Below are 24,785 nucleotides of genomic sequence, written 5' to 3'. Positions count from 1 at the left end.
AGAGGGATGCGGGGCTGGCCGAACCCGGCTCAGGCGGGGGGCAGTTCGAAGACCTGGCGCAGATAAGCCAGGTAGGCGGGATCGTCGCACATGGTTTTTTCCGGCGCATCGGACACCTTGGCCACAGGCTGACCATTGCAACGGACCATTTTCATGACAATCTGCAAAGGCTCATGGCCCAGATCGTTGGTCAGGTTGGTGCCGATCCCGAAAGAAATCTTGCATCGCCCGGCAAAACGCTTGGCCAGCTCGATGGCGCGCGGAATCGTCAACCCGTCCGAGAACACCAAGGTCTTGGTGCGCGGGTCGGTGCGATTGGCGGCATAGTGCGCCAGCAAGCGCTCGCCCCATACGAAAGGATCGCCGGAATCATGGCGCGCCCCGTCGAAGAGCTTGCAGAAGTACATATCGAAGTCCCGCAGGAAGGCGTCCATGCCATAGACGTCCGATAGCGCAATGCCCAGATCGCCGCGATATTCCTTGGCCCAGACCTCGAGCGCGTAAACCTGCGAATCGCGCAGGCGGGGGCCCAGGGCCTGGCATGCCTGCAAGTACTCGTGGCCCATGGTGCCCAGCGGGGTGACCCCATGCTTCATGGCCAGCCTGACATTGCTGGTGCCGGCAAAATTGGCGCCCATCTGCGCCTTCATCGTGACGACGACCTCTTCGTGCCACTGCTTCGAGAATCGCCTGCGCGTGCCGTACTCGGCCACGCGAAAATCAGCCAGCGCCGGATCGTCGGTGACCAGCAGCATTTTCTTCTGCAGCCGCTCGCGCCCCTCTTCCCAGCCCGGCTCTTTGCAGACGTTGCGGAAGTAGACTTCGTTGACGATGGCCAGGACGGGAATTTCGAACAGGATGGTATGCAGCCAGGGGCCTTTCACAGAGATATCGATTTCCCCGGGCACGGCCGACTCGGTCACCTTGATGCACTTCTCGGGCATGTGGAACAAGCCCAGGAAGTCGACGAAATCGCTTTTGATGAAGCGCAGGCTGCGCAGATACTGCAGCTCTTCCTCGGCAAAGCGCAACTGGCACAGGTCGTGGATTTCGCTTCGGATTTCGTCCAGATAGGCCGCCAGATTGATATGGGGTGTGCGGCATTTGTAGCGATACTCTACTTGCGCAGCGGGAAAATGATGCAGCACCACTTGCATCATGCTGAACTTGTACAGGTCGGTGTCGAGTAACGAGGTGATTATCATCGCATAACAGGTAAAATTTTACTTACCATAGCACAAGGCGGGCTCCATGCCGTGGCCAGGAAGCTTTGTTTTTCTTAAAGACCTGCTTTACCAGCAGGTCAATCAGAGCTTACCTGTATTTATTGGTTAAAATCCCTGGCATCTGATGTTGGAGTCGCAAAATGACGCACGTGGTCACCGAAAACTGTATTAAATGTAAATTCACCGACTGTGTCGATGTCTGTCCGGTCGACTGTTTTCGTGAAGGGGCCAACTTCCTGGTCATCGATCCCGACGAATGCATCGATTGCGCCGTCTGTGTGCCCGAATGTCCCGCCAATGCCATTTTCGCCGAAGAAGACGTCCCGCAGGATCAGGTATCGTTCATCGAACTGAATGCCGAGCTTTCCCCTGAGTTCGGCATGATCAACCGCTCGAAGAAACCCTTGCCCGAGGCCGACGACTGGAATGGCGTGGCCGACAAGCTCCAGTACCTGGAGCGCTAAGGCGGCCCCGCGCCGCTCGCTGTTGCGCAAATACATCAATTCAGGTGATGGCCCGATTCCTGCCGATCGAGCCCTTTCGCCTAGCGTAGAACGCCCGTTCGCTACAGCTGGGCGCCTTGCTCCCGTCCAAATTAACAGTAATTATCTGGTAATCCTGATTATTATGTGATTAGCTTATAACGATAGACGATCAGTAAAGGTTCCGCCTTGACCGCCGTTAAGAAGAGCACGATTCAAAAGAATAAGTTTCCACATACCGAGGCTTTACCATGTTGTATGACCTACACGAGCTTCAACGGTCGTTTCTGACTCCGCTGGCTGCCTTCACGGATACCGGTTCGCAGATTTTCTCGAATCCGTACAGCCCATTCGCCTATACGCCGGTATCGCGGCAAATCGCCGCAACGTACGAGCTGGTGCACCGTCTTGGCAAGGACTACGAAAAACCCCAATGGGGCCTGGGCCAGACCACCATGGCCGGCAAGACCGTCGAGATCAGCGAACGCCTGGTCGTGCAGAAAAGTTTCTGTAACCTGATTCACTTCGAACGCCACCACGACGCGGCGCAGGACGACCCGCGCGTGCTGCTGGTGGCCCCGCTGTCGGGCCATCACGCGACGCTGCTGCGCGATACCGTACGCGCCCTGCTGCCCAACCACCAGGTCTATGTCACCGACTGGATCGATGCGCGCATGGTGCCCGCCTCGGCCGGCCCCTTCCCGCTGAACGAATACGTCCGGTACATACAGGAATTCATCCGCCATCTGGGGCCGGATGTGCACGTCATGTCGGTCTGCCAGCCCACTGTCCCGGCGCTGGCAGCCATTTCCCTGATGGCCGCCAACAATGATCCCTGCCTGCCTCGCAGCATGATCATGATGGGCGGCCCCATCGATTGCCGCAAATCGCCCACCCAGGTCAATCGCCTGGCCACCACGAAACCCTATTCCTGGTTCGAGGACAACGTCATCCATCGCGTCCCCGCCCGATACCCGGGCGTAGGCCGGCAGGTGTATCCCGGCTTCCTGCAGCATGCCGGCTTCATGGCCATGAATCCGGATCGCCATCTGCGCTCGCACTATGACTTCTACATGGACCTGCTCAAGGGCGACAACGACGATGCCGAAGCGCACCGCCGCTTTTACGACGAATACAACGCCGTACTGGACATGCCGGCCGAGTTCTATCTGGACACCATCAAAATCGTCTTCCAGGAATACCAGTTGCCGCGCGGCACATGGCAGATCGACGGCCAGACCGTCGATCCCTCGGCCATCGGCACGGTGGCGCTGTTCACCATCGAAGGCGAACTGGACGATATTTCGGGCCAGGGCCAAACCCAGGCCGCCCACAAGCTGTGCAGCGGCATTCCACAAGCGCGCAAGCAGCATTACACCGCCAAGGATTGCGGCCACTACGGCATTTTCTCGGGCCGGCGCTGGCGCGAAACAATATGTCCTAAAATAGCCCGGTTCATACGCGACGCCGCGTAAGGGCTCTGGCTCATCATCGCAATCAGGGGCCTTGGCGGCCCCTGATTTTTTTATGCCTTCTTCCCAGTTGATCGACCGCATCGATGCGGTGCTTCCCCAGACCCAGTGCACAAAATGCGGCTATGACGGATGCCGTCCGTACGCACGCGCCATCGCGCTGGACGGACAGGAAATCAATCGCTGCCCGCCCGGCGGCCAGGATGGCATACGCGCCCTGGCCGAGCTGCTGCAACGTACCGAGCCGCCCCTGAACACCGACTGCGGCGAACACCTCCCGCAGCGGGTCGCCGTCATCGACGAGGCCCACTGCATAGGCTGCACGCTCTGCATCCAGGCCTGTCCGGTAGACGCCATCGTCGGCGCCAACAAGCTGATGCATGCCGTGCTGGCCGACGACTGCACCGGTTGCGATCTGTGCGTGGCCCCCTGTCCGGTGGATTGCATCAGCATGGTCGAATCGGGCAAGGACTGGACCGTCGCGCAGGCCGACACCGCACGCGCCCGCTATCAGCAGCGGCAACGCAGGCTCGAAGCCCTGCACCACGAATCCTCCGGCCTGGCTGCCCGGACACTGGCCAACAAAGCGCCCGTGGCCGCGCTGGCCGGCAGCGATGCCGCCACCCGTCAACAAGTGATTGCCGATGCGCTGGCACGTGCCCGCGCGCGGCGCCAGAAAAAATGAATACCGCCAAACGCACTGAAATTTTCCGGCGCATGCAGGCCGCCAACCCTACGCCCACCACCGAGCTCGAGTACGACACGCATTTTCAGTTGCTGATCGCCGTCATCCTGTCGGCGCAGGCCACTGACCGGTCGGTGAACCTGGCCACCCGCAAGTTCTTTCCCGAACACGGCACACCGGCCGGCCTGCTGGCGCTGGGCGAAGCCGCCCTGGCCGATTACATCAAGACCATTGGCCTGTATAAAACCAAGGCACATAATGTCATCTTGACCTGTCAGATGCTGCTGGACCTGCATCAGGGCCAGGTTCCCGAAAACCGCGAGGCGCTCGAAGCACTGCCCGGCGTAGGGCGCAAGACCGCCAACGTCGTGCTGAACACGGCCTTCGGCCATCCAACGGTCGCCGTGGATACGCACATATTCAGGGTCGCCAACCGCACGCGTATTGCAACCGGCAAAACCGTACTCGAGGTCGAGCGCAAGCTGAACAAAGTCATCCCCAAGCCCTTCCTGCAAGACGCGCATCACTGGCTGATTCTGCACGGCCGCTACGTCTGCGTGGCGCGCAAGCCCAACTGCCCACAGTGCGGCATTGCAGACCTGTGTGAATACAAAGACAAAACCGTTTAGGGGTTTTCCTGAAACCTATGTAAAACCCGCATGGCGTTTTAAAAGTGATACTCGCATACTTACTCGAATCTTAAATAGTAGTAAAACCACAGCCGGTTGGTATGAGCGAATATATTCTAGAAACCCAAAACCTAAACAAAGAGTTCCGCGGTTTCGTTGCGGTAGACAATGTCAATTTGCAGGTCCAGCGCGGCAGCATTCATGCCTTGATCGGACCTAACGGAGCCGGAAAAACCACCTGCTTCAATCTCCTGACCAAGTTCCTGACGCCAACCTCGGGCAAGATCTTCTTTTCCGGGCACGAAATCACGCACGAGAAACCCCCGCAGATCGCACGGCGGGGCATTATCCGTTCGTTTCAGATTTCCGCGGTCTTTCCCCAACTGACGGTGCTTGAAAACGTGCGCATCGGCCTGCAGCGCGCCACGGGCAAGTCCTACCACTTCTGGCGCAGCGACCGCATTCTCAATCACCTGAACGACGCGGCCTACGATCTGCTGGCGCAAGTCGACCTGGCCGACTTCGCGCACGAATATACTGTCAACCTTCCCTACGGCCGCAAGCGCGCGCTGGAAATCGCCACGACCCTGGCCATGGAGCCCGAACTCATGCTGCTGGACGAACCTACGCAAGGCATGGGTCACGAAGATGTCAGCCGGGTCACGCAACTGATCAAGAAAGTCAGTGCCGGCCGCACCATCCTCATGGTCGAGCACAACATGAATGTCATTTCGCAAATTGCCGACAAGATCACCGTACTTGCCCGAGGCGCCGTACTGGCCGAAGGCAACTATCAAGACGTCTCACGCAACCCCGATGTGATGCAAGCCTACATGGGCACAACCACCGGCGAACTTGAAGGGGCTCACTGATGACTACCGCCGCACTCGAAATCTCTGATCTGCACGCCTGGTATGGCGAATCCCATGTCCTGCACGGCGTCAATTTCAACGTCAACCAAGGGGAAGTCGTCACCCTTCTGGGGCGCAATGGCTCGGGCCGCACCAGCACACTGCGCGCCATCCTGGGCCTGACCGGCGCACGCAAAGGATCGATCCGCATCCAGGGCACGGAATCCATCAACCTGCCTACCTACCGCATTGCCCACCTGGGCATCGGCTACTGCCCTGAAGAACGCGGGATCTTTGCCGGGCTGTCCTGCGAAGAGAACCTGCTGCTGCCCCCCATCGTGGGCGATACGCTGGGCGGCGGCATGTCGCTGGCCGAAATCTACAACATGTTTCCCAACCTTGAAGAACGCAAGCATTCGCCGGGCACCCGCCTGTCGGGCGGCGAACAGCAAATGCTGGCCGTGGCGCGCATCTTGCGCACAGGCGCCAACCTGCTGCTGCTCGACGAAATCTCGGAAGGGCTGGCCCCGGTCATTGTGCAGGCGCTGGCGCGCATGATCACGGCGCTCAAGGCCAAGGGCTACACCATCGTCATGGTCGAGCAGAACTTCCACTTTGCCGCGCCGCTGGCCGACCGCTTCTACGTCATGGAACACGGCCAGATCGTCGAGGAAATCGCCTCGGCCGACCTGGCTTCCAAACAAGACACCCTCAACACGCTACTGGGCGTATAAGCTCACAACCTCTATCACCGGCACATGCCGGCACAACAACAAGGAGACTTACCCATGAAATTGCGCACCCTATCGGCCGCGCTGGCCGTTGCCGGACTTGGCTTTGCCCTTCCGGGACAGGCCGCCGGCATCTCCGATGACGTCATCCGCATCGGCATGATCACCGACATGTCCAGTGTCTACTCCGATATCGATGGCGCCGGCGGCGGCGAAGCCGTGCGCATGGCCATCGAAGATGCGGGCGGCGAGATCAACGGCAAGAAAATCGAATTCATGATCGCCGACCACCAGAACAAGGCCGACATCGCCTCGGCCCGCGCCCGCGAATGGTTCGACGAGCAAAAAATCGACATGCTCATCGGCGGCACCAACTCGGCCACTGCGCTGGCCATGGCCGCTGTCGCCCAGGAAAAGAAAAAGCCCTTCATGGCCATCGGGCCGGGCTCGTCCAACCTGACCAACTCGCAATGCTCGCCCTACACGCTGCATTATGCCTATGACACCATCGCCCTGGCGCGCGGCACGGGTTCCGCCATCGTGGACGAAGGCGGCAAATCGTGGTTCTTCCTGACTGCCGACTACGCCTTTGGCCACTCGCTCGAACGCGATACCAGCGAAGTCGTCAAGAAGGCGGGCGGCGATGTCGTGGGCGCCGTCAGGGTGCCGCTGGGCACGGCCGACTTCTCGTCCTTCCTGGTGCAGGCGCAATCATCGGGCGCGAAAATCCTGGGGCTGGCCAACGCCGGCGGCGACTTCATCAGCTCGGTCAAGTCCGCCAAGGAATTCGGCGTGACCGAAACCATGAAGCTGGCCGGCCTGCTGGTGTTCATCAACGATGTCCACGCCTTGGGCCTGGACGCCACGCAAGGCATGAACCTGACCTCCGCCTGGTACTGGAACCAGGACGACGCGTCGCGCGAATGGGCCGAGCGTTTCTACAAGAAAATGAACCGCATGCCATCCTTCCTGCAAGCCGGCGACTATTCGGCCGCGGCCTACTTCCTGAAGGCAGTCGAGGCCACCGGCACTGACGACGGCGATGAAGTCATGAAATGGATGAAATCCAACAAGGTCAACGACTTCTTTGCCCATGACGCCGTCGTGCGTGAAGATGGCCGCGTCGTCAACGACATGTACCTCATGGAAGTCAAGAAACCGTCCGAATCCGAACGTCCGTGGGATTACTACAAAGTCGTCAAGAAGCTGCCGGGCGACCAAGTCTACGCTTCGCTCGAAGAATCCACTTGCAAGTTCATCAAAAAATAAACGCTACGCTCCAGAGGCCTCTCACGCGCAAGCTGCGAGGCCTCTTGCTTCATCTGGGGACCGATCATAGCCCCGTCACGGACCTCTTATCGTTATGACTGTAATATTTGGCATACCCATCCAGGCCCTGCTCGGACAGTTGCTTCTGGGCCTGGTCAACGGCTCTTTCTATGCCGTGCTTTCATTAGGCCTCGCCGTTATCTTCGGGCTGCTCAACATCATCAACTTCGCCCATGGCGCCTTGTACATGCTGGGCGCTTTCGTCGCATGGATGGGCCTGCAGTACCTGGGTCTGAACTACTGGCTGATGCTGATCGTCGCGCCTGTGCTCGTGGGCCTGTTCGGCATCGTCATCGAACGCCTGCTGATCCGGCACCTGTACAAGCTCGATCACCTGTACGGCCTGTTGCTGACCTTCGGCATCACCCTGCTCATTGAAGGGGTCTTCCGCAGCATGTACGGCGTTTCCGGCCAGCCCTACCCCACGCCCGATCTGTTGAAAGGCGGCGTCAACCTGGGCTTCATGTACCTGCCGATCTATCGCGCCTGGGTCGTGGTTGCGTCGGTTGTGGTGTGCATCGCCACCTGGTTCGTCATTGAAAAAACCCGCCTGGGCGCCCTGTTGCGCGCGGGCACTGAAAATCCCAAGCTGGTCGAAGCGTTCGGCGTCAATGTACCGCTGGTCGTCACCCTTACCTACGGCTTCGGCGTGGCGCTGGCCGGCTTTGCCGGCGTGCTGGCCGCCCCCATCATGCAAGTCTCGCCGCTGATGGGCTCCAACCTGATCATCGTGGTCTTCGCAGTGGTTGTCATCGGCGGCATGGGTTCCATCATGGGCTCCATCGTCACCGGGCTGGGCCTGGGCGTCATCGAAGGCCTGACCAAGGTCTTCTGGCCCGAGGCCTCCAACACTGTTGTATTCATCATCATGGTTATTGTTCTGCTGCTGCGCCCCGCCGGACTCTTTGGGAAAGAAAAATGAATCGTCAATTAATAAGCTACATACTGGTTGCGATCATTGTTGCCCTCTTGCCGGCAATAGGCGCCTATCCGATTTTCGTCATGAAGGTCATGTGCTACGCCTTGTTTGCCTGCGCCTTCAACCTGCTGCTCGGCTATACCGGCCTGCTGTCATTCGGCCACGCCGCCTTCCTGGGCGGGGCCGCCTATGCCACCGGGCACGCACTGGCGGTATGGGGATTCCCGACCATCGTCGGGCTGCTGTTCGGCACCGGCGTGGCCGCGCTGATGGGTCTGGTCATGGGCGCGCTGGCCATACGGCGCAGTGGCATCTACTTCGCCATGATCACCCTGGCCATGGCGCAGATGGTGTTCTTCTTCTTTCTGCAGGCGCCCTTCACGCATGGCGAAGACGGTCTGCAAGGGATACCGCGCGGCTCGCTGTTCGGCCTGGACCTTACCCAGGACATCAACCTGTACTACGTGGTGATGGCCATCTTCATTATTGGCTACATCATCTGCTGGCGCACCATCAATTCGCCTTTCGGCCAAGTGCTCAAAGCCATCCGCGAAAACGAACCCCGGGCCATTTCCCTGGGCTACAACGTCGACAACTTCAAGCTGCTGGTATTCGTGTTGTCGGCCGCGCTGGCCGGGCTTGCCGGCGCAACCAAGGCACTGGTCTTCGTCTCGGCGACATTGTCGGACGCCACCTGGCAAATGTCCGGCCTGGTCATCCTGATGACCCTGATCGGCGGGCTGGGCACCTTTACCGGGCCCGTCCTGGGCGCATTCATCGTCGTCATGCTCGAGAACAAAGTGGGCGAATTCGGACGCTTCCTGAGCCACGCCACAGGCATCCAATGGTTCCAGGTCCTGGGCGAGTCCGTCACCATTGTGATCGGCCTCATCTTCATCATCTGCGTCATGGCATTCCGGCGCGGCATCGTGGGCGAACTCGTCCACCTGTTCAGAGCCAAAAAAGCCTGACGCTTCTTCTGAAGCAAACCGGCAAACCCTCTGCATCAAGACAACCCGCTGACTGCCAAATCAGCGGGTTGTTTTTTTGTATGGGTTGGCGTGGCTCTTTGTTATTCTTATCACGTTGCCATGGGCGAATGGGGGCGGTCCGGCACGGCGTGCTTGAATCCGCGTCTGCCTCGTCCAGCCGGGCGTCGGGCGAACTCCCTACGCTGCGCTCCGGTCAAACAGCGCCCGACGACAGCCCCCGGCTTCCCTTCGTCAGCACGCGGCGCACGCCTAACCGCCGGACCGCCCCCACTCGCCCATGGCAACTGCAGAAAATATTGAACGATCCTGAGTAGCACAGCAATATGGGCAACAAACAATCGGCATCCCAGGCATAAGACATTCTAAAGAGCCGGCTGTGGCGGGGGCTGCGCAGGCTTTCTTAAGAAGCGATATCACACCCAACCACCGGACCGTCCCCTTCGCACACAGCAACAGCAAAGAGTCTTGAACAATCCCGAGTAGCACAGCAATATGAGCAACAAACAATCGGCATCCCAGGCATAAGACATTCTAAAGAGCCGGCTTTGGCGGGGGCTGCGCAGGCTTTCTTAAGAAGCGATATCGCACCCAACCACCGGACCACCCCCCTCGCACACAGCAACTGCAAAGAGTCTTGGACGATTGCGAATAGCACAGCAACATGAACAACAAACAATCGGCATCCTAGGCATAAGACATTCTAAAAAGCCGGCTGTGGCGGGGGCTGCGCAGGCTTTCTTAAGAAGCGATATCACACCCAACCACCGGACCGTCCCCTTCGCACACAGCAACTGCAAAGAGTCTTGGATGATTGCGAATAGCACAGCAACATGGACAACAAACAATCGGCTTCCCAGGCATAAGACATTCTAAAAAGCCGGCTGTGGCGGGGGCTGCGCAGGCGCCTCGCGCACGCCGTTTGAGCCAGGCAAAACGAGGGGGCAAGGGGGCGGCATGTTTGAGGCCGGCGCATGTCGGGCCACTGGCCCGATCGGCCGAGTTCCGCACCCGCCTCGTTTTGCCTGGCTCAAACGGGCAACCCCGGCGTAGCCGGGGTCGTAGCGCGCGAAGCCGGAGCGGCCCCCGCCACAGCCGGCTTTCTTAAGAACCGATATTTCTTAAGAGCCGATATTTCTTGAGAACCGATATTTCTCAAGAGATCAAGAGACGATCTCTATCAAGAACCCATATCCAGTGCATCTAGCCCGCCAAAAACCAGGTGGCTAAACAACAACTTCCTTATTCGCATTGCCCAATCCCAGATAGCTTTCGATCACACGCGGATTGCCCGCGAGCTCTTTCGCCTTGCCTTCCAGAATAATCTCGCCGGTTTCCAGCACATACCCGTAATCAGCCACCTGCAACGCCGCCCGGGCATTCTGCTCGACCAGCAAAATCGCCACACCCGTGCTGCGCAAGCGCGCAATAATCTGGAAAATCTCACGCACAATGCGTGGCGCCAGCCCCAGGCTGGGCTCATCGAGCATCAGCAACTGCGGCTGCGCCATCAAGGCACGGCCCACTGCCAGCATCTGGCGTTCGCCGCCCGACAACGTCCCTGCCTGTTGCCCCTTGCGCTCGCGCAGGCGCGGAAAAAGATCATAGACTTCATTGATGGTTTCTTTCCAGCCGTGCTTGCCGGCGCGATACAGGCGAAAGCCGCCCAGAAGCAGATTGTCTTCCACCGTCATGCTGCCGAACAGCTCACGCCTTTCAGGCACCAGCGATATCCCGTCCGACACCCGGCGCTCCACCTGCCACGACCCGATTTCAGACCCCAGGTACTGTACCGACCCTGAACTATTGCCCGTGGCGGGCAAAGCACCCATGATGGCATTGAGCAAGGTGGATTTGCCCGCCCCATTGCCGCCGATCACGGTCACAATACTTCCACGGGTCACGGCGATATTCGCCCCCGTCACCGCCGTGACCTTGCCATAGCGGGCCGTCAGGTCGGTCACTTGCAAAATGGGATGCTTAGGCTTGCTCGTGCTCATGCTGTTCCCCCGGTACCCACGGCAGCGCCGCTGGCGGGCACAGCCGCATCCGTGGAGTCATCGAAATTGAAATCATCGTCTATGCCGCCCAGGTACGCTTCCAGCACCGCCGGATGCTGCTGCACCGCCGCCGGCATGCCTTCGGCGATCTTGGTGCCGAAGTCCATGACGACCAGGTGATCGGTCAGGTTCATGACAAAATCCATGTCATGCTCGACCAGCAGAATGCTCATCCCTTCCTGGCGAAGCTGGTCGAGCACTTTGGCAAGCTCTTGTTTTTCCTTGTAGCGCAAGCCCGCCGCCGGCTCGTCCAGCAGCAACAGGACCGGGTCCGCGGCCAAGGCCCGGGCAATTTCCAGAATGCGCTGCTGGCCCAAGGCCAGATTGCCGGCCTGCTCGTACAGATAGTCGCCCAGCCCGACACGCTGCAATTGCGTGGCGGCTTCGTGCAGCAGCTCGGCTTCTTCCCGCCTTTCTATATGCAGGGCAGCGGCCAGCACCCCGACCTTGCTGCGCAGATGCGCGCCCAAGGCCACATTTTCCAGCACGGTCATGGTCGGCAAGAGCTGCACATGCTGGAAGGTGCGCCCCACACCCAGCTTGGCGATCTCGCGCGAAGGCAAGGCGTCAAGCCGCTCGCCCAGGAAGCGGACCTTGCCCCGCGTTGCAGGCAGCACACCGGTGATCAGGTTGAACGTGGTGCTTTTACCGGCGCCATTGGGGCCGATCAGGCCCATGATTTCGCCCGCTTTCAGCGAAAAACTGATGTCGTTGACGGCAACCAGGCCGCCAAATTCCTTGCGGATGGCGTCGACCTCGAGCACCAGCGAACCCTTTTCGGGGCGCGGGCGCATCGGCAGGGCCGGCGCCTGCGGCGGCGGCGCGACGCGCCGGCGCTCGGTCTTGCCGGTCAGGGCCGACCACCAGGATGCCAGGATGGGCCATACGCCGTCCCGCGCATATTGCAGGACCAGTATCATCAGCACGCCGAAAACGATTAGCTCGAAATTGGCCGTCGTGTCGAGAATCTTGGGCAGTACATTTTGCAGCTGGTCTTTCAGCGTCAGGATCAGGCCCGACCCGATGACCGCGCCCCAGACGCTGCCCGCGCCGCCCACGACCGCCATGAACAGGTATTCAATGCCATAGTTCAGGCCAAAGGGACTGGGGCTGACGGCTCGTTGCATGTGCGCGTACAGCCAGCCCGAAACGCAGGCCAGCAGCGCGGCATAGACGAAGACAATGACCTTGTAGCTGGCCATGTTGATGCCGAAGGATTCGGCCATGCCGCCGCCGCTTTTCAAGGCGCGGATGGCACGCCCGGGCCGCGAATCGAGCAGATTGCGGGTGGCCCACATGGACAGCAGCACAAAGATCCAGATCAGGTAATAGATATGGCGCCCCCGGCCCAGCGAGAAGCCGAAGATGTCGATGGGGGCGATACCTGCAATGCCATCGTACTGGCCCAGAAAGCTCAGGTTGCCGAACAAATAGTACAGGGACAAGCACCACGCGATGGTGCCCAGCGGCAGATAATGCCCCGACAGCCGCAGGGTGATTGCCCCCAGGATATACGCCACCAGAAAGGTAATCAGCAGGCCGATGAACAGCGCCACCCAGGGCGACCAGCCCGCGGATGTCGTCAGCCAGGCGGTGGCATACGCCCCAATGCCGACAAAGGCGGCCTGGCCGAATGACGTCAGGCCGCCGATCCCGGTCAGCAGGATAAGGCCCAGCACGACCAGGCTGGCAAGCCCTACATAATTAAGATGCGTGATCCAGAATTCCGGCGTGGCGGGCACGAGCGGAAGCAGGGCCAGCGCCAGGACGACAACCATCAACAATAAGCGATTCATGCGATTACTCCTCGTCCTCGATATGGTGCGACCCGAATGAGCGCCACAGCAACACAGGAATAATCAGCGTGAACACAATGACCTCTTTGTACGCGCTGGCCCAGAACGAAGAGAAAGCCTCGAGAATACCGACGAACAAGGCGCCGCCGGCCGCGACCGGATAGCTGATGAGTCCGCCGAAAATGGCGGCGACAAAGCCCTTCAGGCCGATCAGGAAGCCCGTATCGTAATAAATGGTGGTGACGGGCGCGATCAGCATGCCCGACAAGGCGCCTATGGCGGCCGCCAGGGTGAAAGTCAGGCTGCCCGACATATTGGTGCTGATACCCACCAAGCGCGCGCCGCGCCGGTTGACAGCGGTGGCGCGCAACGCGCGCCCATACAGCGTCTTGCCGAAAAACACCCACAGGCCAAGAATCAGCGCCGCGCAAGTGCCCAGCACGAAAAAGGTCTGGGCCGACCAGCTCACGGCGCCCATCTGCACCTCGCCTTCCATGAAGGGGGGCGTGCGCCAGCCTTCGGCGCCAAAGAAAACCAGCGCCAGGCCCGTGAGGGCAAAGTGCACCGCCACCGAAATGATCAGCAGCACCAGGACACTGGCTTCGGCCACCGGCTGATACGCCAGGCGGTACAGCATAGGCCCCAAGGGAACGACCAGCGCCATGGAAAACAGGACATTGATCCACAACGATGTATCTTTGCTGACCACGAACGGGGCCAGGAAATACAAGACCAGCGGCAGGAGCACCGTCCAGGAAAAGGTTCGGCCCATGCCGCCCCAGTTGCGGCTGCGCAGGGCGGAAAAGCACTCGACGGCGAACACCAGCAGGCCGATGATGAGCAGCAGGTTGACGGTGCCCGGCATGCGCCCATTGACCATGAAGGCAAGCGTCAGGGCGCCGAACGCCACAAACTCGCCCTGGGGTATGAAGATGACGCGCGTCACCACGAAGACCAGGACCAGAGCCAGTCCCAGCAAGGCATAGATAGCGCCATTCATGACGCCATCCTGCAGCAAAATCAATACGATCGTTGAATCCATTTCGGATATGCCATCACGTTAGGGAAAAGAAACGCCTGGCGCTTCAACCCGAAATATTGGCCAGGCCCGCGCGCGGCGCGGGCCTGGCCAATGGTACTGGACGGATTACAGGTCAGGCTGGTACGTCCAGACGCCGTCGACCACTTTCACGATGACGCGGGCGCGGTCATCGAACCCGGCATGATCGGTGGGGCTCATGGTGAAAACACCCTGCGAGGCCGGCAAGTCCTTGACTTGCTCGATGGCATCGCGCAAGGCCTTGCGGAATTCGGCGGTACCGGGCTTGGCGCCGGTTTTCAGGGCATTGGGTATGGCCGTTGCAATCAGCAGGCCGGCGTCCCACATATGGCCGCCGAAGGTATTGATGGTGCCTTCGCCATACTTGGCTTCGTATTTGGTCTTGTATTCAAGCGCGCTTTTCTTGACGGGATTGCTGTCGGGCAGTTGATCGGCCACCAGCAAGGGGCCGGCAGGCAGGATCATGTCGTTGCAGTCTTTGGCGCAGACGCGCAGCACGTCGTTGTTGGCCGCGCCGTGCGTTTGATACATGATGCCCTTGTAGCCACGGCTTTTGAGTTCGCGCTGCGGCAGGGCCACCGGCGTGCCCGAACCGGCGACCAGGATACCGTCCGGCTTGGCGGCGACCAGCTTCAGGGCCTGGCCTGTAACGCTGGTATCGGTGCGGCCATAGCGCTCCACCGCCACCATCTTGATGCCCTTGGCTTCAGCAGCCTCTGTCATGACATTCAGCCAGCCCTCGCCATAGGCGTCGCTATAACCGATGAAGCCCAGCGTCTTGACGCCCTGCTTTTCCATGGCATCGGCCAGCGCGCCGGCCATGAGCTGGTCGTTCTGGGGCGTCTTGAATACCCATTCGCGCGCGCCTTCGACCGGTTCGACGATCTTGGCATTGGCGGCCACGCTGATCATGGGTGTTTTCGTTTCGCCGGCGACATCGACCATGGCCAGGGAGCCAGGGGTGACGGAGGTGCCAACCACCACGTCCACGTTGTCATCGGTAATCAGCTTGCGCATGTTCTTGACGGCCACGGTCGTGTCGGTGCCATCGTCCAGCACGATGTATTCGATTTTTTGACCCGCGACCTCGGTGGGCAACAAAGAAACCGTATTGCGCTCGGGGATGCCAAGCGAAGCAGCCGGGCCGGTGCTGGCAACGGTAACGCCAACCTTGATCTGCGCCGAAGCAAGCATGGGCATGGCCAGCGCCACTGCAGCGGCCAGTGCCGAAAGCCGAATTGACTGAGTGATATTCATTGTTGTCTCCATGGTAGACACCGTAGCTGCCCTCCGGGAAAAGGGGCAAGCTTGAAAGTTATACAAAATCCAACCCATTAATCAAATTAGCGTATCACTTTAAACCAACGAAAAACAGAGGTGTTTGTCCGAAATAGTTTAAGGTTCTAAGAATTTTGGCGGGCGCCTCGGCATTATCGAGAAAAATAGATACAAAGTCTTTTAGGGGATTCCCTGCATAGACAAGGGCGAACAAAAATAAAATTAGATTCCCTGCAACTTCTTGCGCCGCTGAAAGTCGATTAACATGGCAGATGACACAAATATTGCTTTGATAGGTAAGGATGTGAACAAGATCACCAAGACCGATGCGCAGTGGCGGGCCGAGCTGACACCCGAAGAATACGCCGTTGCGCGCCAGAAAGGCACGGAACGCCCGTTTACCGGGCGCTACTGGGACACGGCCGAGCACGGTATCTACCGCTGCGTCGGCTGCGGCACCGCGCTGTTCGCCTCGGACACCAAGTTTGATGCCGGCTGTGGCTGGCCCAGCTATTTCAAGGCGCTGGACCCGGCCAACGTCCGCGAAGAAACCGACACCAGCCACGGCATGGTGCGCACCGAAGTCCTGTGCAACGTGTGCGACTCCCATCTGGGCCATGTCTTCCCCGACGGCCCGCCGCCCACGGGCCTGCGTTATTGCATCAATTCTGTTTCGCTCAAATTCGAGCCCGCTCAATGAAGAAATTCCTGTTCGACCTGTTTCCGCTGATCCTGTTTTTCCTGGCGTTCAAGTTTTCCGACATCTTCACGGCTACGGCGGTGGCCATCGCCGCCGGCATCGGGCAGTTCATCTGGCTCAAGCTCACCGGCAAAGCCATCGAAGCCACGCACTGGATCAATCTGTCGGTCATCATCGTGTTCGGCGGCGCCACCCTGCTGTTCCAGAACGACGCCTTCATCAAATGGAAGCCCACCGTCCTGTACTGGCTCTTTGCCGCCATCCTGGTTGGCGGCAAAGTCCTCTTCGGACGCAACCTCATGCAAAAGCTCATGGGGTCCAAAGTCGACATGCCGCCAGCCATTTGGGACAAACTCAACTACAGCTGGGCGGCCTTCTTCCTGCTGTCGGGCGGCCTGAACCTGTACGTGGCCTTCTCGGGCTACTTCACAGAGTCCCAATGGGTCAACTTCAAAGTCTTCGGCCTGATGGCCCTGCTGCTGCTGTTCGTCATCCTGCAATCGGTCTGGCTCGGCAAACACATGAAAGAAGAGCCCAGCAAGGCCCTGCCCGGCGCCGGCGACTCAAAGGAGGGCTCCTGATGTCCGCCGACCGCAAGACACTGCTTGAAACGCGTCTTCAACCGCTTCAGGCCACCCACCTGGACATCATCGACGAATCGCATTTGCACGCGGGGCACGAGGGCAGCAAAGGCGGCGCCAGCCACTTTCGCGTGCACATCTGGTCGCCGCAATTTACCGGCCTGTCCACCCTTGCGCGGCACAGGCTTGTGTATGATCGTGTCCACGATCTCATGCCCTACCCCATTCACGCTTTGGCCATTGTCGCCAAAGAAAATTTCCCAAGCTAAAAGGACCTACATGAAACGTCTCGCCGTACTGGCCGCAGCCTGCGCCATTGCCATTCCCGCTTACGCGCAAACCGTCGCCACCGTCAATGGCCAAAACATCACGCAAGACAAACTGGACCAGTTCGTCGCCCTGCTGATCGAGCAAGGCGCGCAAGACACGCCTGAACTGCGCACGCAGGTCAAACAGGAAATGGTCAACCGCCTGGTCGCCGTGCAAGCCGCCGAAAAAGCCGGCATCGACAAGCAAGCGGCCGTCCAGCAAGAAATCGAACTCGCCCGCCAGGGGATACTGGTCCGCGCGCTGATGGCCGACCACCTGAAGAAGAACCCCGTAACCGACGCCAAGATCCAGGCCGAATACGACGAAATCAAAAAAACCCAGGCCGGCAAACAAGAATACAACCTGCGCCACATCCTGGTTAAAGAACAGAAACAAGCCGAAGACCTGATCGCCGCCATCAAGTCCAAGAAAGTCACCTTCGCCGACGCCGCCAAGAAAGACTCGGTGGACACGGGCAGCGGCCAGAACGGCGGCGAATTGGGCTGGGCGCCGGTATCGAAATACGTGCCTGAATTTGCCGAAGCCGCTGAAAAGCTGAAAAAAGGCCAAATGACCGACAAGCCGGTGCAAACCCAGTACGGCTGGCACATCATCCAGGTCGAAGACACCCGCGACGTCAAATTCCCCGAACTGGCTGAAGTCAAACCCCAGATCGAGGAAATGATGCGTCAGCAACAATTGGCCGAGTATCAGGACAGCCTGATCAAGAACGCCAAAATCAAATAAACAAAAAGGGCAGCCTTTTCGGGCTGCCCATCTCGTGGAACGCGCCAAGAACCCCATGGCACGCCCCACCCAAAGCCGGTGCACTAAAAACGCACCGGCTTTTTTTGTTTCAAACTGACGCCAGGACCGAACTTCGCTGGACTACGACACCCCCAGCAGCCCCTTCAATCCATCCTCGTCCAGCACAGGCACCCCCAGCTCCGCCGCCTTCGCCAGCTTGCTGCCGGCCTCTTCCCCCGCGACCACATACGCCGTTTTCCGGGACACGGATCCGCTGACCTTGCCGCCCGCGGCCAGAATATGGCGTGTCGCCTCGTCGCGCGTCCAGTTCGGCATCGTGCCTGTCAGCACCAGCGTCTTGCCCGCCAGGCGCAAATCGGTGCCCGAGGGCGCCGCTTCCGCGTCCGCATGCACCCCTGCCGCCGCCAGCGCGGCAATCACATCCCGGTTATGCGGCTCGGCAAAAAACCGCAGGATCGATGCAGCCACGACAGGCCCGACCTCGTTCACCTGCAGCAGCGACGCTTCGTCCGCCGCCATCACCGCGTCCACCGAGCCAAAATGACGCGCCAGGTCGCGGGCCGTGGTTTCACCCACGTGCCGGATACCCAGGGCATACAGCAGCCGGCCCAGGGCCGGCGTACGCGCCCGCTCCAACGCCGCCACCAGATTCTCGGCCGACTTGCGGCCCATGCGCTCATAAGCCGCCAGTTCTATCACCGTCAGCGTGAACAGATCCGCCAGCGACTTGACCCGCCCGCTGTCCACCAATTGATCGACCAGCTTTTCGCCCAGCCCTTCGATATCCAGCGCCTTGCGGCCCGCTGCGTGGCTCAGGCTCTGCTTGCGCTGGGCCGCGCAGAACAGCCCGCCCGTACAACGCGAGATCGCCTCGTCCTCGGCACGCTCTATCGCGGAACCGCAGACGGGACAGTGCTCGGGCATCACAAACAGCGAGGTATCGGCCGGCCGCAGGTCCAGAACCGGGCCCACCACTTCGGGGATCACATCCCCCGCGCGGCGCACCACGACCGTATCGCCCACGCGCACATCCTTGCGGCGAATCTCGTCTTCGTTATGCAAGGTGGCATTCGTGACCGTCACGCCGCCCACAAACACCGGCTGCAGGCGCGCCACCGGCGTGATCGCCCCCGTGCGCCCCACCTGCACCTCTATGCCCATCAAGCGTGTCGTTTCTTCCTGGGCGGGAAACTTATGTGCCACCGCAAACCGCGGGGCGCGCGCCACATAGCCCAGCACATCCTGCGCCTCAAGCGAATTGACTTTGTAGACCACGCCATCGATATCGAACGGCAAGGCCGCGCGCCCGGCGCCCGTTTCGGTATAGAACGCCAGCAAGCCCTCGGCGCCGTGAACCAGCTTGCGCGCGCCATTCACCGGCAAGCCCAGCGCCTCGAGCCAATCGAGCATCTGCGCGTGGGTTTTGCGCGGCATTCCGGCCTGGCCGGCCTCTTGCCGGAACATCTCGGTCTGCCCATGGTGAACGATGCGGATCTCGCCCCAGCCATACGCAAAAAAGCGCAAGGGCCGGGTCGCCGTGATCCGCGGGTCAAGCTGGCGCAGACTGCCGGCCGCGGCATTGCGCGGGTTGACGAATATTTTTTCACCGCGCCGTTGCTGGGCCTGGTTCAGCTTCTCGAAATCGCGCCGATTCATCAGCACTTCGCCGCGCACCTCAAGCACTTCGGGATAATCGCCCTTGAGCTTGAGCGGCACCGAGCGCAAAGTGCGGATATTGCTGGTGATGTCCTCGCCGGTCTGTCCATCGCCGCGCGTGGCCGCCTGCACCAGGCGCCCGCCCTCGTATCGCAGGCTCACCGCCAGTCCGTCGAATTTCAGTTCGGCCACATATTCCACGGCGTCTTCCGCCTTGGCCAGGCCCGCATCGCGCAAGGTATCGAACACCCGCTTGTTGAAGGCCTGTACGTCGTCAGGGTCAAAAGCATTGCCCAGCGACCGCATGGGCACCGCGTGGCGGACACTGTTGAACGCCGCCAGCGGCTGCGCGCCGACACGCTGGGTAGGCGATTCCGGGGTAATCAGGTCGGGATGCGCCTGTTCGATGGCCATCAGCTCGGCCATTAGCCGGTCGTACTCCGCGTCGGAAACCAGCGGGGCGTCCAGGACGTAATAACGATGGTTATGTTCGTTGATCTGTGTTCGTAAAGCGTCGACCTGCTGCGCCGGCGTGTTTGCTACGCTGGAGCCAGAACTCATGAAAAGACCCTTACGGTGCGTTCCTCGCCCGCTTCGAAACCGGCCTGCCCAAGGCGGCCATACAAATCGAACAATTGATGGTCGATGGCCTGATCAGCCGTATCGGACACCACGTGCCCCTGATCGTCCAGCAGTTCGGCCTTGAGCCGCCGGGCCAGATCGCGCCCCACACTGGCCATGCGGCTGAACGCCTGCTCATCGGCAGGACTGTTGGGCAGGTCCAGCAGCAAGTCGATGCGGCTGACGCCGGACGATTGCACATCAAGCGCCGGCGCGCCATCCAGCAGCGCGGTAAAGCGCGGCAGGCCGGTGTCGGACATCCACGCCAACTGCCGGCCGTACGGCAGGAAGCCCACTTCTTTGAGCACACCGGACACGTCAGCCACCGTCAGGGCATCCTGCAGGCGCAGGGTCAGACCGACCTGGGCATCCAGGGCCGCGCACAATTGATCGAGTTCGCTCGCGCGGGCCAGCACCTGTTCCTGTTCGAGCGCTTCGATAGCGCCATCGAAGCGCTCCGCCAGACCCTGCGCCGCGGTCCAGAGCTGCGACCACTCGATGTCGGTCAGGGGGCCGCTGCGATTGGCCAGCAGCACCGCCAATTGCATGGACGCATACGCTTCGCCCGGACGCAGGCGCGCCCGGTGACCGCCGCCCTCGCGTTCCGCGAAGACACGCACCGGCTTGCTGCCCGTCTTGAGCAGCGACTGAATCGCGGTCTGCAGGGGCGCGCTGGGCACGGCCTGCGCAAAACTGATGTCGATCACGACTTCAGTCGTCGGATCGACCTCGGCAGGATCGTCGGCGGCCGGCGCTTCTTCCGGCGCGCGCAGGCCGAAGCCCGGCTCGCGCCGGCCCTGCACGGCCGGCTGGCCCCCCATCAGCGGGTCGTGTTCACGCTCGGGAAAATGCTCCTGCATTTTCTGCCGTATGCGCCTATCCTGCCACCAGTTGAAGATGAGCACAATCAGGATCAGGACGATGCCCAGAAGTATCAAACCGATTTGCAAGTCGCTCATTGTCAGCCTCGCCGTCTCATCAAGGGTTTATGCCTATCCATTATCAAACCTCGGCCAATTGAAGCGCGGAATCGATATCGACCGCAACAATGCGTGAAACGCCCTGCTCCTGCATGGTAACGCCCACCAGCTGCTTGGCCATCTGCATGGCAATTTTATTATGCGAGATGAACAGAAACTGCGTCTGCTCGCTCATGCTGCTGACCAGATTGGCATACCGCTCGGTGTTGGCGTCGTCCAGCGGTGCGTCGACTTCGTCCAGCAGGCAGAAGGGCGCCGGGTTCAGCTTGAACAGGGCAAACACCAGCGCCGTCGCGGTCAAGGCTTTTTCTCCGCCCGACAGCAAATGGATGGTGCTGTTGCGCTTGCCCGGCGGTTGCGCCATGACCTGTACGCCGGCATCAAGGATTTCATCGCCCGTAATGGTCAGCCTGGCTTCGCCGCCGCCGAACAGACGCGGGAAGAGTTCGCCGAAATGGCCATTGACCGTATCGAAGGTGCCTTGCAGCAACTCGCGGGTTTCCCGGTCTATCTTGCGTATGGCATCTTCCAGGGTTTCAATGGCCGTGGTCAGGTCCAGATGCTGTGAATCCAGAAAGCCCTTGCGCTCGCGGGCGGCGTTCAGTTCATCGAGCGCCGCCAGGTTCACCGAGCCCAGGCTCTCGACCAGGCGCGATATCCGCTGTACTTCGGATTGCAGCCAGGCCGTGCGGCGCCACTCGTCGGGCCGCTGTTCCAGCAACTGCCGCAAATGTTCGCGGTCGACCTGATGGGCATCGAGTTGCTCGGCAAATTGTTCGATGGCCAGGCGCGCGGCCTGCTCCTGCAACTGCAATTCCATAATGCGCGCCCGGCGCGGCTCAAGCGACCGCTCCATGGCGACGCGCTCCTCGTCGGCGCTGCGCAGGGTCGCGGCCAGATTATCGAGTTCAATCCGGGCAAGATTAAGCGCCTCTTCGCGTTCGGCGCGCAGCTCAAGCGCATCCTGCAGCCCGGCCTGGGACGCCGAGGCATCCAGTTCGAACAGCTCGCCCTGCAGGCCCTCGAGCTCGGCATGGGCGCGTTGCGCCTGCTCGGCCGCCAACTGCAGATTGCGCTTCAAATCCGCCATCCGGGTCTGCAGGGCCCGTTCGGCATACTCGGATTCGTGCACGCTGCGCTCCAGATCGCGCAAGCGCTGCCTGGCCTGTTCGGCCTGTTCCTGCAAGCCCTCGCCCGACATTTCGGCGTCCGAGAAGCGGGTCTGGTGCTCACCCAACTGGATATCCAGTTCCTCGAAGCGGGCTTCGGCTTCCTCTTTGCTGGCCAGCAGGGCTTCGCTCTGTACTTTGATCTCGGCCAGGTCTTCCTGGATGCGGCCCGCGCGCTCGCCCGATTGCTCGGCCTGCTGCTTCAGCTTCGAGTATTCAAGCTGGACATCGTGCAGGCGGCGCGTGAGCTCGGCCACCCGCTGGCGAGCCGGCGCCAAGCCCTGCGAGACCTGCTGCCAGGCGCTTTCGCTACGGCTGACATGGCCTACGGCTTCGTCGGCGATCAGTTGACGCGCCTTCAGGTCGCGCTGCAGGTTCTCGATTTCCTGCTGCCGCCCCAACAGGCCCGCCTGCTCGGAGTCGGGCGCGTAAAAACGGATGCTGTGGCGGTCGACCAGGTGCCCCTCCTTGACCACATACAGGCCGCCAGCGGGCAGCGCCGTGCGCGTGGACAAGGCCTTGCCAACATCGTCGCAGACATAGACGTTTTCGAGCCAGTCGTTCAGCAGGGCGCGGAGATCGGGATCGCTGATGCGCAGCAGACTGCCCAGCGCCTGCATGCCCTGGGGCGCGGCCGGCGCGGGCGCCGCCGGCGGCAATTGGTAGAAGGCCAGCCTGGCGGGCGGCGCATCGCCGGCAAAGGCCCGGGCATGCTCGAGCTGGCGCAGTTCCAGCCCCGCCATGCGTTCGCGCAACACGGCCTCCAGGGCGGTTTCCCATCCGGCCTCGATATGCAGCTTTTGCCACAAACGGCCTAAACCGTTCAATTCGTGATGCGCCAGCCAAGGCTCCAGCGCGCCCTGCTTCTGCACGTCTTCCTGCAGCTTGCTCAAGGCGGCCAGGCGGGCATCCAGCTTGGACACCGCCTGCGACTCGGCCTGCGCGGCCGCTTGCGCCTGGCGGCGCTGCTCATCCAGCTCGGGCAGGCGGTCTTCAAGCTCAAGCAGTTGCGCCTGCGCTTCTTCAAGCTGCTCTTCAATGGCGGCGCTGTCGCCCGCCAGGCGTTCAATATTGGCGGGATCAGGCGCATTCAGGTTGCGCAGTTCCTGATCCAGGCGCTCCTGCCGTTGTTCCAGGGCCTGCAACTGCCGGTCTGCCTCGCGCTGGGTCTGGGCCACCAGCGCGAGCTCCTGCTCGACCCGGGCCAGCACCCCACGCATTTCATCGCGGGAAAGCGCGGCGGAGCGCACTTTGTTTTCAATGTCGGGCAATTGGCTCTGCGCCTCGTCCGCCTGGGCGCGCAGCTCTTCGGTGCGCGCGGCGGTCGTTTCCTGGTCGGCCTCTGCCTGTGCAATCTGCTCGGCGCAGTGCGCCTGCTGATCGGCCCATTCCTGCATTTGCGCCTGAAGCTGCTCGCGCCGCGCCTGCACGCGGTTGCGTGAGTCGACCACATGGCGGATTTCAGCCTCGAGCCGGCTGACCTGGGCGCCGGCCTCAAACAGCAGCCCCTGCGCCGCGTGCACCGCGTCGCCCGCCGCATAGTGCGCCTGCCGGCGCGACTCGAGCGCGGCTTCTCCGGCACGCAGGCCGGCCGTTGCCTCTTCCAGTTCGGTCTGGGCTCGTTCGATGGCCGCGAACTTGTTTTTCTGGTCTTCCTGGGCGTTGCTTTCTTTCAGCAGCCACAAGGCGTGCTGCTTCTGCTCGCCCTCTTCCTGCAAGGCCCGATACTGTCCGGCGACTTCCGCCTGCGCCTCGAGCTTTTCAAGCTGGCTGCCCAGCTCGCGCAAAATATCTTCCACCCGCGTCAGGTTTTCGCGCGTGTCGCCCAGGCGGTTCTCGGTTTCGCGGCGCCGTTCCTTGTAGCGCGATACCCCCGCGGCTTCTTCCAGGAATACCCGCAGCTCTTCCGGCCGCGCCTCGATCAGGCGATTGATCATCCCCTGGCCGATAATGGCATAGCCGCGCGAGCCCAGGCCCGTGCCAAGAAAAATGTCGTGGATGTCGCGCCGGCGCACCTGCTGGTTGTTGACCAGATAGCTGCTGGTCCCGTCCCGCGTCAGGACCCGCCTGACCGCGATTTCGGAATAGGTGCTCCATTGACCCACGGCACGGCCTTCGGAATTGTCGAAGACCAGCTCTACCGACGCCCTGGCTGCCGGCTTGCGCTGGCCCGAGCCATTGAAAATGACGTCCTGCATCGACTCGCCGCGAAGCTCCGAAGCCTTGGTCTCGCCAAGCACCCAGCGAACGGCATCGATAATATTGGACTTCCCGCAGCCGTTTGGCCCCACGACGCCCACGAGTTGGCTGGGCGTGGGAATGACTGTCGGCTCGACAAAGGATTTGAAACCGGCTAGTTTTATTTGGGTCAGACGCACAATAAGCGAACAATATAAAAAAACCGACAGACCCCGCGTTTTTCTGCAGGGCGGCCGCGAAAACGACGATTGGACTGGGTCAATAATTCAGGCATGCAACCGGCTCGTATGATAAC

The 24,785-nt window shown here is 60.9% G+C and carries 21 protein-coding genes; 13 read left to right on the top strand and 8 right to left on the bottom strand.

What is annotated here, in order from left to right; all coding sequences use genetic code 11:
• Nucleotides 1-29: 29 nt before the first annotated feature.
• Nucleotides 30-1,205: a nicotinate phosphoribosyltransferase gene (gene pncB / locus RE432_RS10850; protein ID WP_310933425.1), complete on the bottom strand. Its 1,176-nt coding sequence runs from the start codon at nt 1,203-1,205 to the stop codon at nt 30-32.
• A gap of 161 nt (nt 1,206-1,366) precedes the next feature.
• Here pncB and fdxA point away from each other — a divergent pair, with 161 nt between their 5' ends.
• The 9 genes from fdxA to RE432_RS10805 all read left to right on the top strand — a co-directional run bounded on the left by fdxA (nt 1,367) and on the right by RE432_RS10805 (nt 9,295).
• Nucleotides 1,367-1,690 (top strand): ferredoxin FdxA, encoded by a 324-nt coding sequence (gene fdxA / locus RE432_RS10845; protein WP_310933424.1) that lies wholly within the window; start codon nt 1,367-1,369, stop codon nt 1,688-1,690.
• A 269-nt stretch (nt 1,691-1,959) separates the two neighbouring features.
• Nucleotides 1,960-3,183 carry a polyhydroxyalkanoate depolymerase gene (locus tag RE432_RS10840; protein ID WP_310933423.1) on the top strand — a complete coding sequence of 408 codons (1,224 nt, stop codon included), beginning with the start codon at nt 1,960-1,962 and terminating at the stop codon, nt 3,181-3,183.
• Nucleotides 3,184-3,214: 31 nt separating this feature from the next.
• Nucleotides 3,215-3,865, top strand: coding sequence for an electron transport complex subunit RsxB (rsxB, locus tag RE432_RS10835; protein ID WP_310933422.1), 651 nt, complete (start codon nt 3,215-3,217; stop codon nt 3,863-3,865).
• Entirely contained in the window at nt 3,862-4,494 is a 633-nt protein-coding gene (gene nth, locus RE432_RS10830) for an endonuclease III (RefSeq protein ID WP_310933421.1), read from the top strand. Before rsxB ends, nth begins: the two co-directional genes overlap by 4 nt.
• Nucleotides 4,495-4,595: 101 nt before the next feature.
• A complete protein-coding gene (locus RE432_RS10825; RefSeq protein ID WP_310933420.1) occupies nt 4,596-5,366 on the top strand; it encodes an ABC transporter ATP-binding protein in 771 nt (256 codons plus the stop codon).
• The gene (locus tag RE432_RS10820) at nt 5,366-6,079 is read left to right on the top strand and encodes an ABC transporter ATP-binding protein (RefSeq protein WP_310933419.1); all 714 of its coding nucleotides are present in this window, start codon (nt 5,366-5,368) and stop codon (nt 6,077-6,079) included. Before RE432_RS10825 ends, RE432_RS10820 begins: the two co-directional genes overlap by 1 nt.
• A gap of 54 nt (nt 6,080-6,133) precedes the next feature.
• Entirely contained in the window at nt 6,134-7,345 is a 1,212-nt protein-coding gene (locus RE432_RS10815; RefSeq protein ID WP_310933418.1) for an ABC transporter substrate-binding protein, read from the top strand.
• Nucleotides 7,346-7,439: 94 nt separating this feature from the next.
• Complete coding sequence (locus tag RE432_RS10810) at nt 7,440-8,327, top strand: branched-chain amino acid ABC transporter permease (RefSeq protein ID WP_310933417.1); 888 nt, start codon at nt 7,440-7,442, stop codon at nt 8,325-8,327.
• Nucleotides 8,324-9,295: a branched-chain amino acid ABC transporter permease gene (locus tag RE432_RS10805; RefSeq protein WP_310933416.1), complete on the top strand. Its 972-nt coding sequence runs from the start codon at nt 8,324-8,326 to the stop codon at nt 9,293-9,295. The genes RE432_RS10810 and RE432_RS10805 overlap by 4 nt, the downstream gene beginning before the upstream one ends.
• Nucleotides 9,296-10,539: 1,244 nt before the next feature.
• On the opposite strand, the gene RE432_RS10800 is transcribed toward RE432_RS10805, so the two are convergent.
• From RE432_RS10800 to RE432_RS10785, 4 genes are all read right to left on the bottom strand, one after another.
• Nucleotides 10,540-11,313, bottom strand: a complete 774-nt coding sequence (locus RE432_RS10800; RefSeq protein ID WP_310933415.1) for an ABC transporter ATP-binding protein — start codon at nt 11,311-11,313, stop codon at nt 10,540-10,542.
• Nucleotides 11,310-13,169 (bottom strand): branched-chain amino acid ABC transporter ATP-binding protein/permease, encoded by a 1,860-nt coding sequence (locus tag RE432_RS10795; RefSeq protein ID WP_310933414.1) that lies wholly within the window; start codon nt 13,167-13,169, stop codon nt 11,310-11,312. The genes RE432_RS10800 and RE432_RS10795 overlap by 4 nt, the downstream gene beginning before the upstream one ends.
• Nucleotides 13,170-13,173: 4 nt before the next feature.
• Nucleotides 13,174-14,211 carry a branched-chain amino acid ABC transporter permease gene (locus RE432_RS10790; RefSeq protein WP_310933413.1) on the bottom strand — a complete coding sequence of 346 codons (1,038 nt, stop codon included), beginning with the start codon at nt 14,209-14,211 and terminating at the stop codon, nt 13,174-13,176.
• A gap of 105 nt (nt 14,212-14,316) precedes the next feature.
• On the bottom strand, nt 14,317-15,486 hold the full coding sequence (locus tag RE432_RS10785) for an ABC transporter substrate-binding protein (RefSeq protein WP_310933412.1): 1,170 nt from the start codon (nt 15,484-15,486) through the stop codon (nt 14,317-14,319).
• A 325-nt stretch (nt 15,487-15,811) separates the two neighbouring features.
• Between RE432_RS10785 and msrB the strand changes: the two genes are divergently transcribed.
• The 4 genes from msrB to RE432_RS10765 are packed head-to-tail and all read left to right on the top strand — an operon-like array spanning nt 15,812 to nt 17,844.
• Nucleotides 15,812-16,207: a peptide-methionine (R)-S-oxide reductase MsrB gene (gene msrB, locus RE432_RS10780; RefSeq protein ID WP_310934207.1), complete on the top strand. Its 396-nt coding sequence runs from the start codon at nt 15,812-15,814 to the stop codon at nt 16,205-16,207.
• A complete protein-coding gene (locus RE432_RS10775) occupies nt 16,204-16,788 on the top strand; it encodes a septation protein A (protein ID WP_310933411.1) in 585 nt (194 codons plus the stop codon). Before msrB ends, RE432_RS10775 begins: the two co-directional genes overlap by 4 nt.
• Nucleotides 16,788-17,057, top strand: coding sequence for a BolA family protein (locus RE432_RS10770; RefSeq protein WP_310933410.1), 270 nt, complete (start codon nt 16,788-16,790; stop codon nt 17,055-17,057). The genes RE432_RS10775 and RE432_RS10770 overlap by 1 nt, the downstream gene beginning before the upstream one ends.
• Before the next feature lie 10 nt (nt 17,058-17,067).
• A complete protein-coding gene (locus tag RE432_RS10765; RefSeq protein WP_310933409.1) occupies nt 17,068-17,844 on the top strand; it encodes a peptidylprolyl isomerase in 777 nt (258 codons plus the stop codon).
• A gap of 141 nt (nt 17,845-17,985) precedes the next feature.
• Here the strand turns inward: RE432_RS10765 and ligA are convergent, their stop codons facing one another.
• Genes ligA through smc form a run of 3 tightly spaced genes read right to left on the bottom strand, consistent with a single transcriptional unit; the run spans nt 17,986 to nt 24,669 of the window.
• The gene (gene ligA, locus RE432_RS10760) at nt 17,986-20,082 is read right to left on the bottom strand and encodes an NAD-dependent DNA ligase LigA (RefSeq protein ID WP_310933408.1); all 2,097 of its coding nucleotides are present in this window, start codon (nt 20,080-20,082) and stop codon (nt 17,986-17,988) included.
• On the bottom strand, nt 20,079-21,101 hold the full coding sequence (locus RE432_RS10755) for a cell division protein ZipA C-terminal FtsZ-binding domain-containing protein (protein ID WP_310933407.1): 1,023 nt from the start codon (nt 21,099-21,101) through the stop codon (nt 20,079-20,081). Before RE432_RS10755 ends, ligA begins: the two co-directional genes overlap by 4 nt.
• Nucleotides 21,102-21,144: 43 nt before the next feature.
• Complete coding sequence (gene smc, locus RE432_RS10750; RefSeq protein ID WP_310933406.1) at nt 21,145-24,669, bottom strand: chromosome segregation protein SMC; 3,525 nt, start codon at nt 24,667-24,669, stop codon at nt 21,145-21,147.
• Nucleotides 24,670-24,785: the final 116 nt, after the last annotated feature.

The sequence above is a fragment of the Pusillimonas sp. SM2304 genome, from assembly GCF_031628915.1.
Classification (GTDB): domain Bacteria; phylum Pseudomonadota; class Gammaproteobacteria; order Burkholderiales; family Burkholderiaceae_B; genus Pusillimonas_C.
This window is presented reverse-complemented; position numbering and strand designations above follow the sequence as displayed.

Excerpts from the sequence above, each read along its gene's own strand:
- pncB (WP_310933425.1), bottom strand. The coding sequence starts at position 1,205 with ATGATAATCACCTCGTTACTCGACACCGACCTGTACAAGTTCAGCATG.
- fdxA (WP_310933424.1), top strand. The coding sequence starts at position 1,367 with ATGACGCACGTGGTCACCGAAAACTGTATTAAATGTAAATTCACCGAC.
- RE432_RS10840 (WP_310933423.1), top strand. The coding sequence starts at position 1,960 with ATGTTGTATGACCTACACGAGCTTCAACGGTCGTTTCTGACTCCGCTG.
- nth (WP_310933421.1), top strand. The coding sequence starts at position 3,862 with ATGAATACCGCCAAACGCACTGAAATTTTCCGGCGCATGCAGGCCGCC.
- RE432_RS10825 (WP_310933420.1), top strand. The coding sequence starts at position 4,596 with ATGAGCGAATATATTCTAGAAACCCAAAACCTAAACAAAGAGTTCCGC.
- RE432_RS10820 (WP_310933419.1), top strand. The coding sequence starts at position 5,366 with ATGACTACCGCCGCACTCGAAATCTCTGATCTGCACGCCTGGTATGGC.
- RE432_RS10815 (WP_310933418.1), top strand. The coding sequence starts at position 6,134 with ATGAAATTGCGCACCCTATCGGCCGCGCTGGCCGTTGCCGGACTTGGC.
- RE432_RS10810 (WP_310933417.1), top strand. The coding sequence starts at position 7,440 with ATGACTGTAATATTTGGCATACCCATCCAGGCCCTGCTCGGACAGTTG.
- RE432_RS10805 (WP_310933416.1), top strand. The coding sequence starts at position 8,324 with ATGAATCGTCAATTAATAAGCTACATACTGGTTGCGATCATTGTTGCC.
- RE432_RS10800 (WP_310933415.1), bottom strand. The coding sequence starts at position 11,313 with ATGAGCACGAGCAAGCCTAAGCATCCCATTTTGCAAGTGACCGACCTG.
- RE432_RS10795 (WP_310933414.1), bottom strand. The coding sequence starts at position 13,169 with ATGAATCGCTTATTGTTGATGGTTGTCGTCCTGGCGCTGGCCCTGCTT.
- RE432_RS10790 (WP_310933413.1), bottom strand. The coding sequence starts at position 14,211 with ATGGATTCAACGATCGTATTGATTTTGCTGCAGGATGGCGTCATGAAT.
- RE432_RS10785 (WP_310933412.1), bottom strand. The coding sequence starts at position 15,486 with ATGAATATCACTCAGTCAATTCGGCTTTCGGCACTGGCCGCTGCAGTG.
- RE432_RS10775 (WP_310933411.1), top strand. The coding sequence starts at position 16,204 with ATGAAGAAATTCCTGTTCGACCTGTTTCCGCTGATCCTGTTTTTCCTG.
- RE432_RS10770 (WP_310933410.1), top strand. The coding sequence starts at position 16,788 with ATGTCCGCCGACCGCAAGACACTGCTTGAAACGCGTCTTCAACCGCTT.
- RE432_RS10765 (WP_310933409.1), top strand. The coding sequence starts at position 17,068 with ATGAAACGTCTCGCCGTACTGGCCGCAGCCTGCGCCATTGCCATTCCC.
- ligA (WP_310933408.1), bottom strand. The coding sequence starts at position 20,082 with ATGAGTTCTGGCTCCAGCGTAGCAAACACGCCGGCGCAGCAGGTCGAC.
- RE432_RS10755 (WP_310933407.1), bottom strand. The coding sequence starts at position 21,101 with ATGAGCGACTTGCAAATCGGTTTGATACTTCTGGGCATCGTCCTGATC.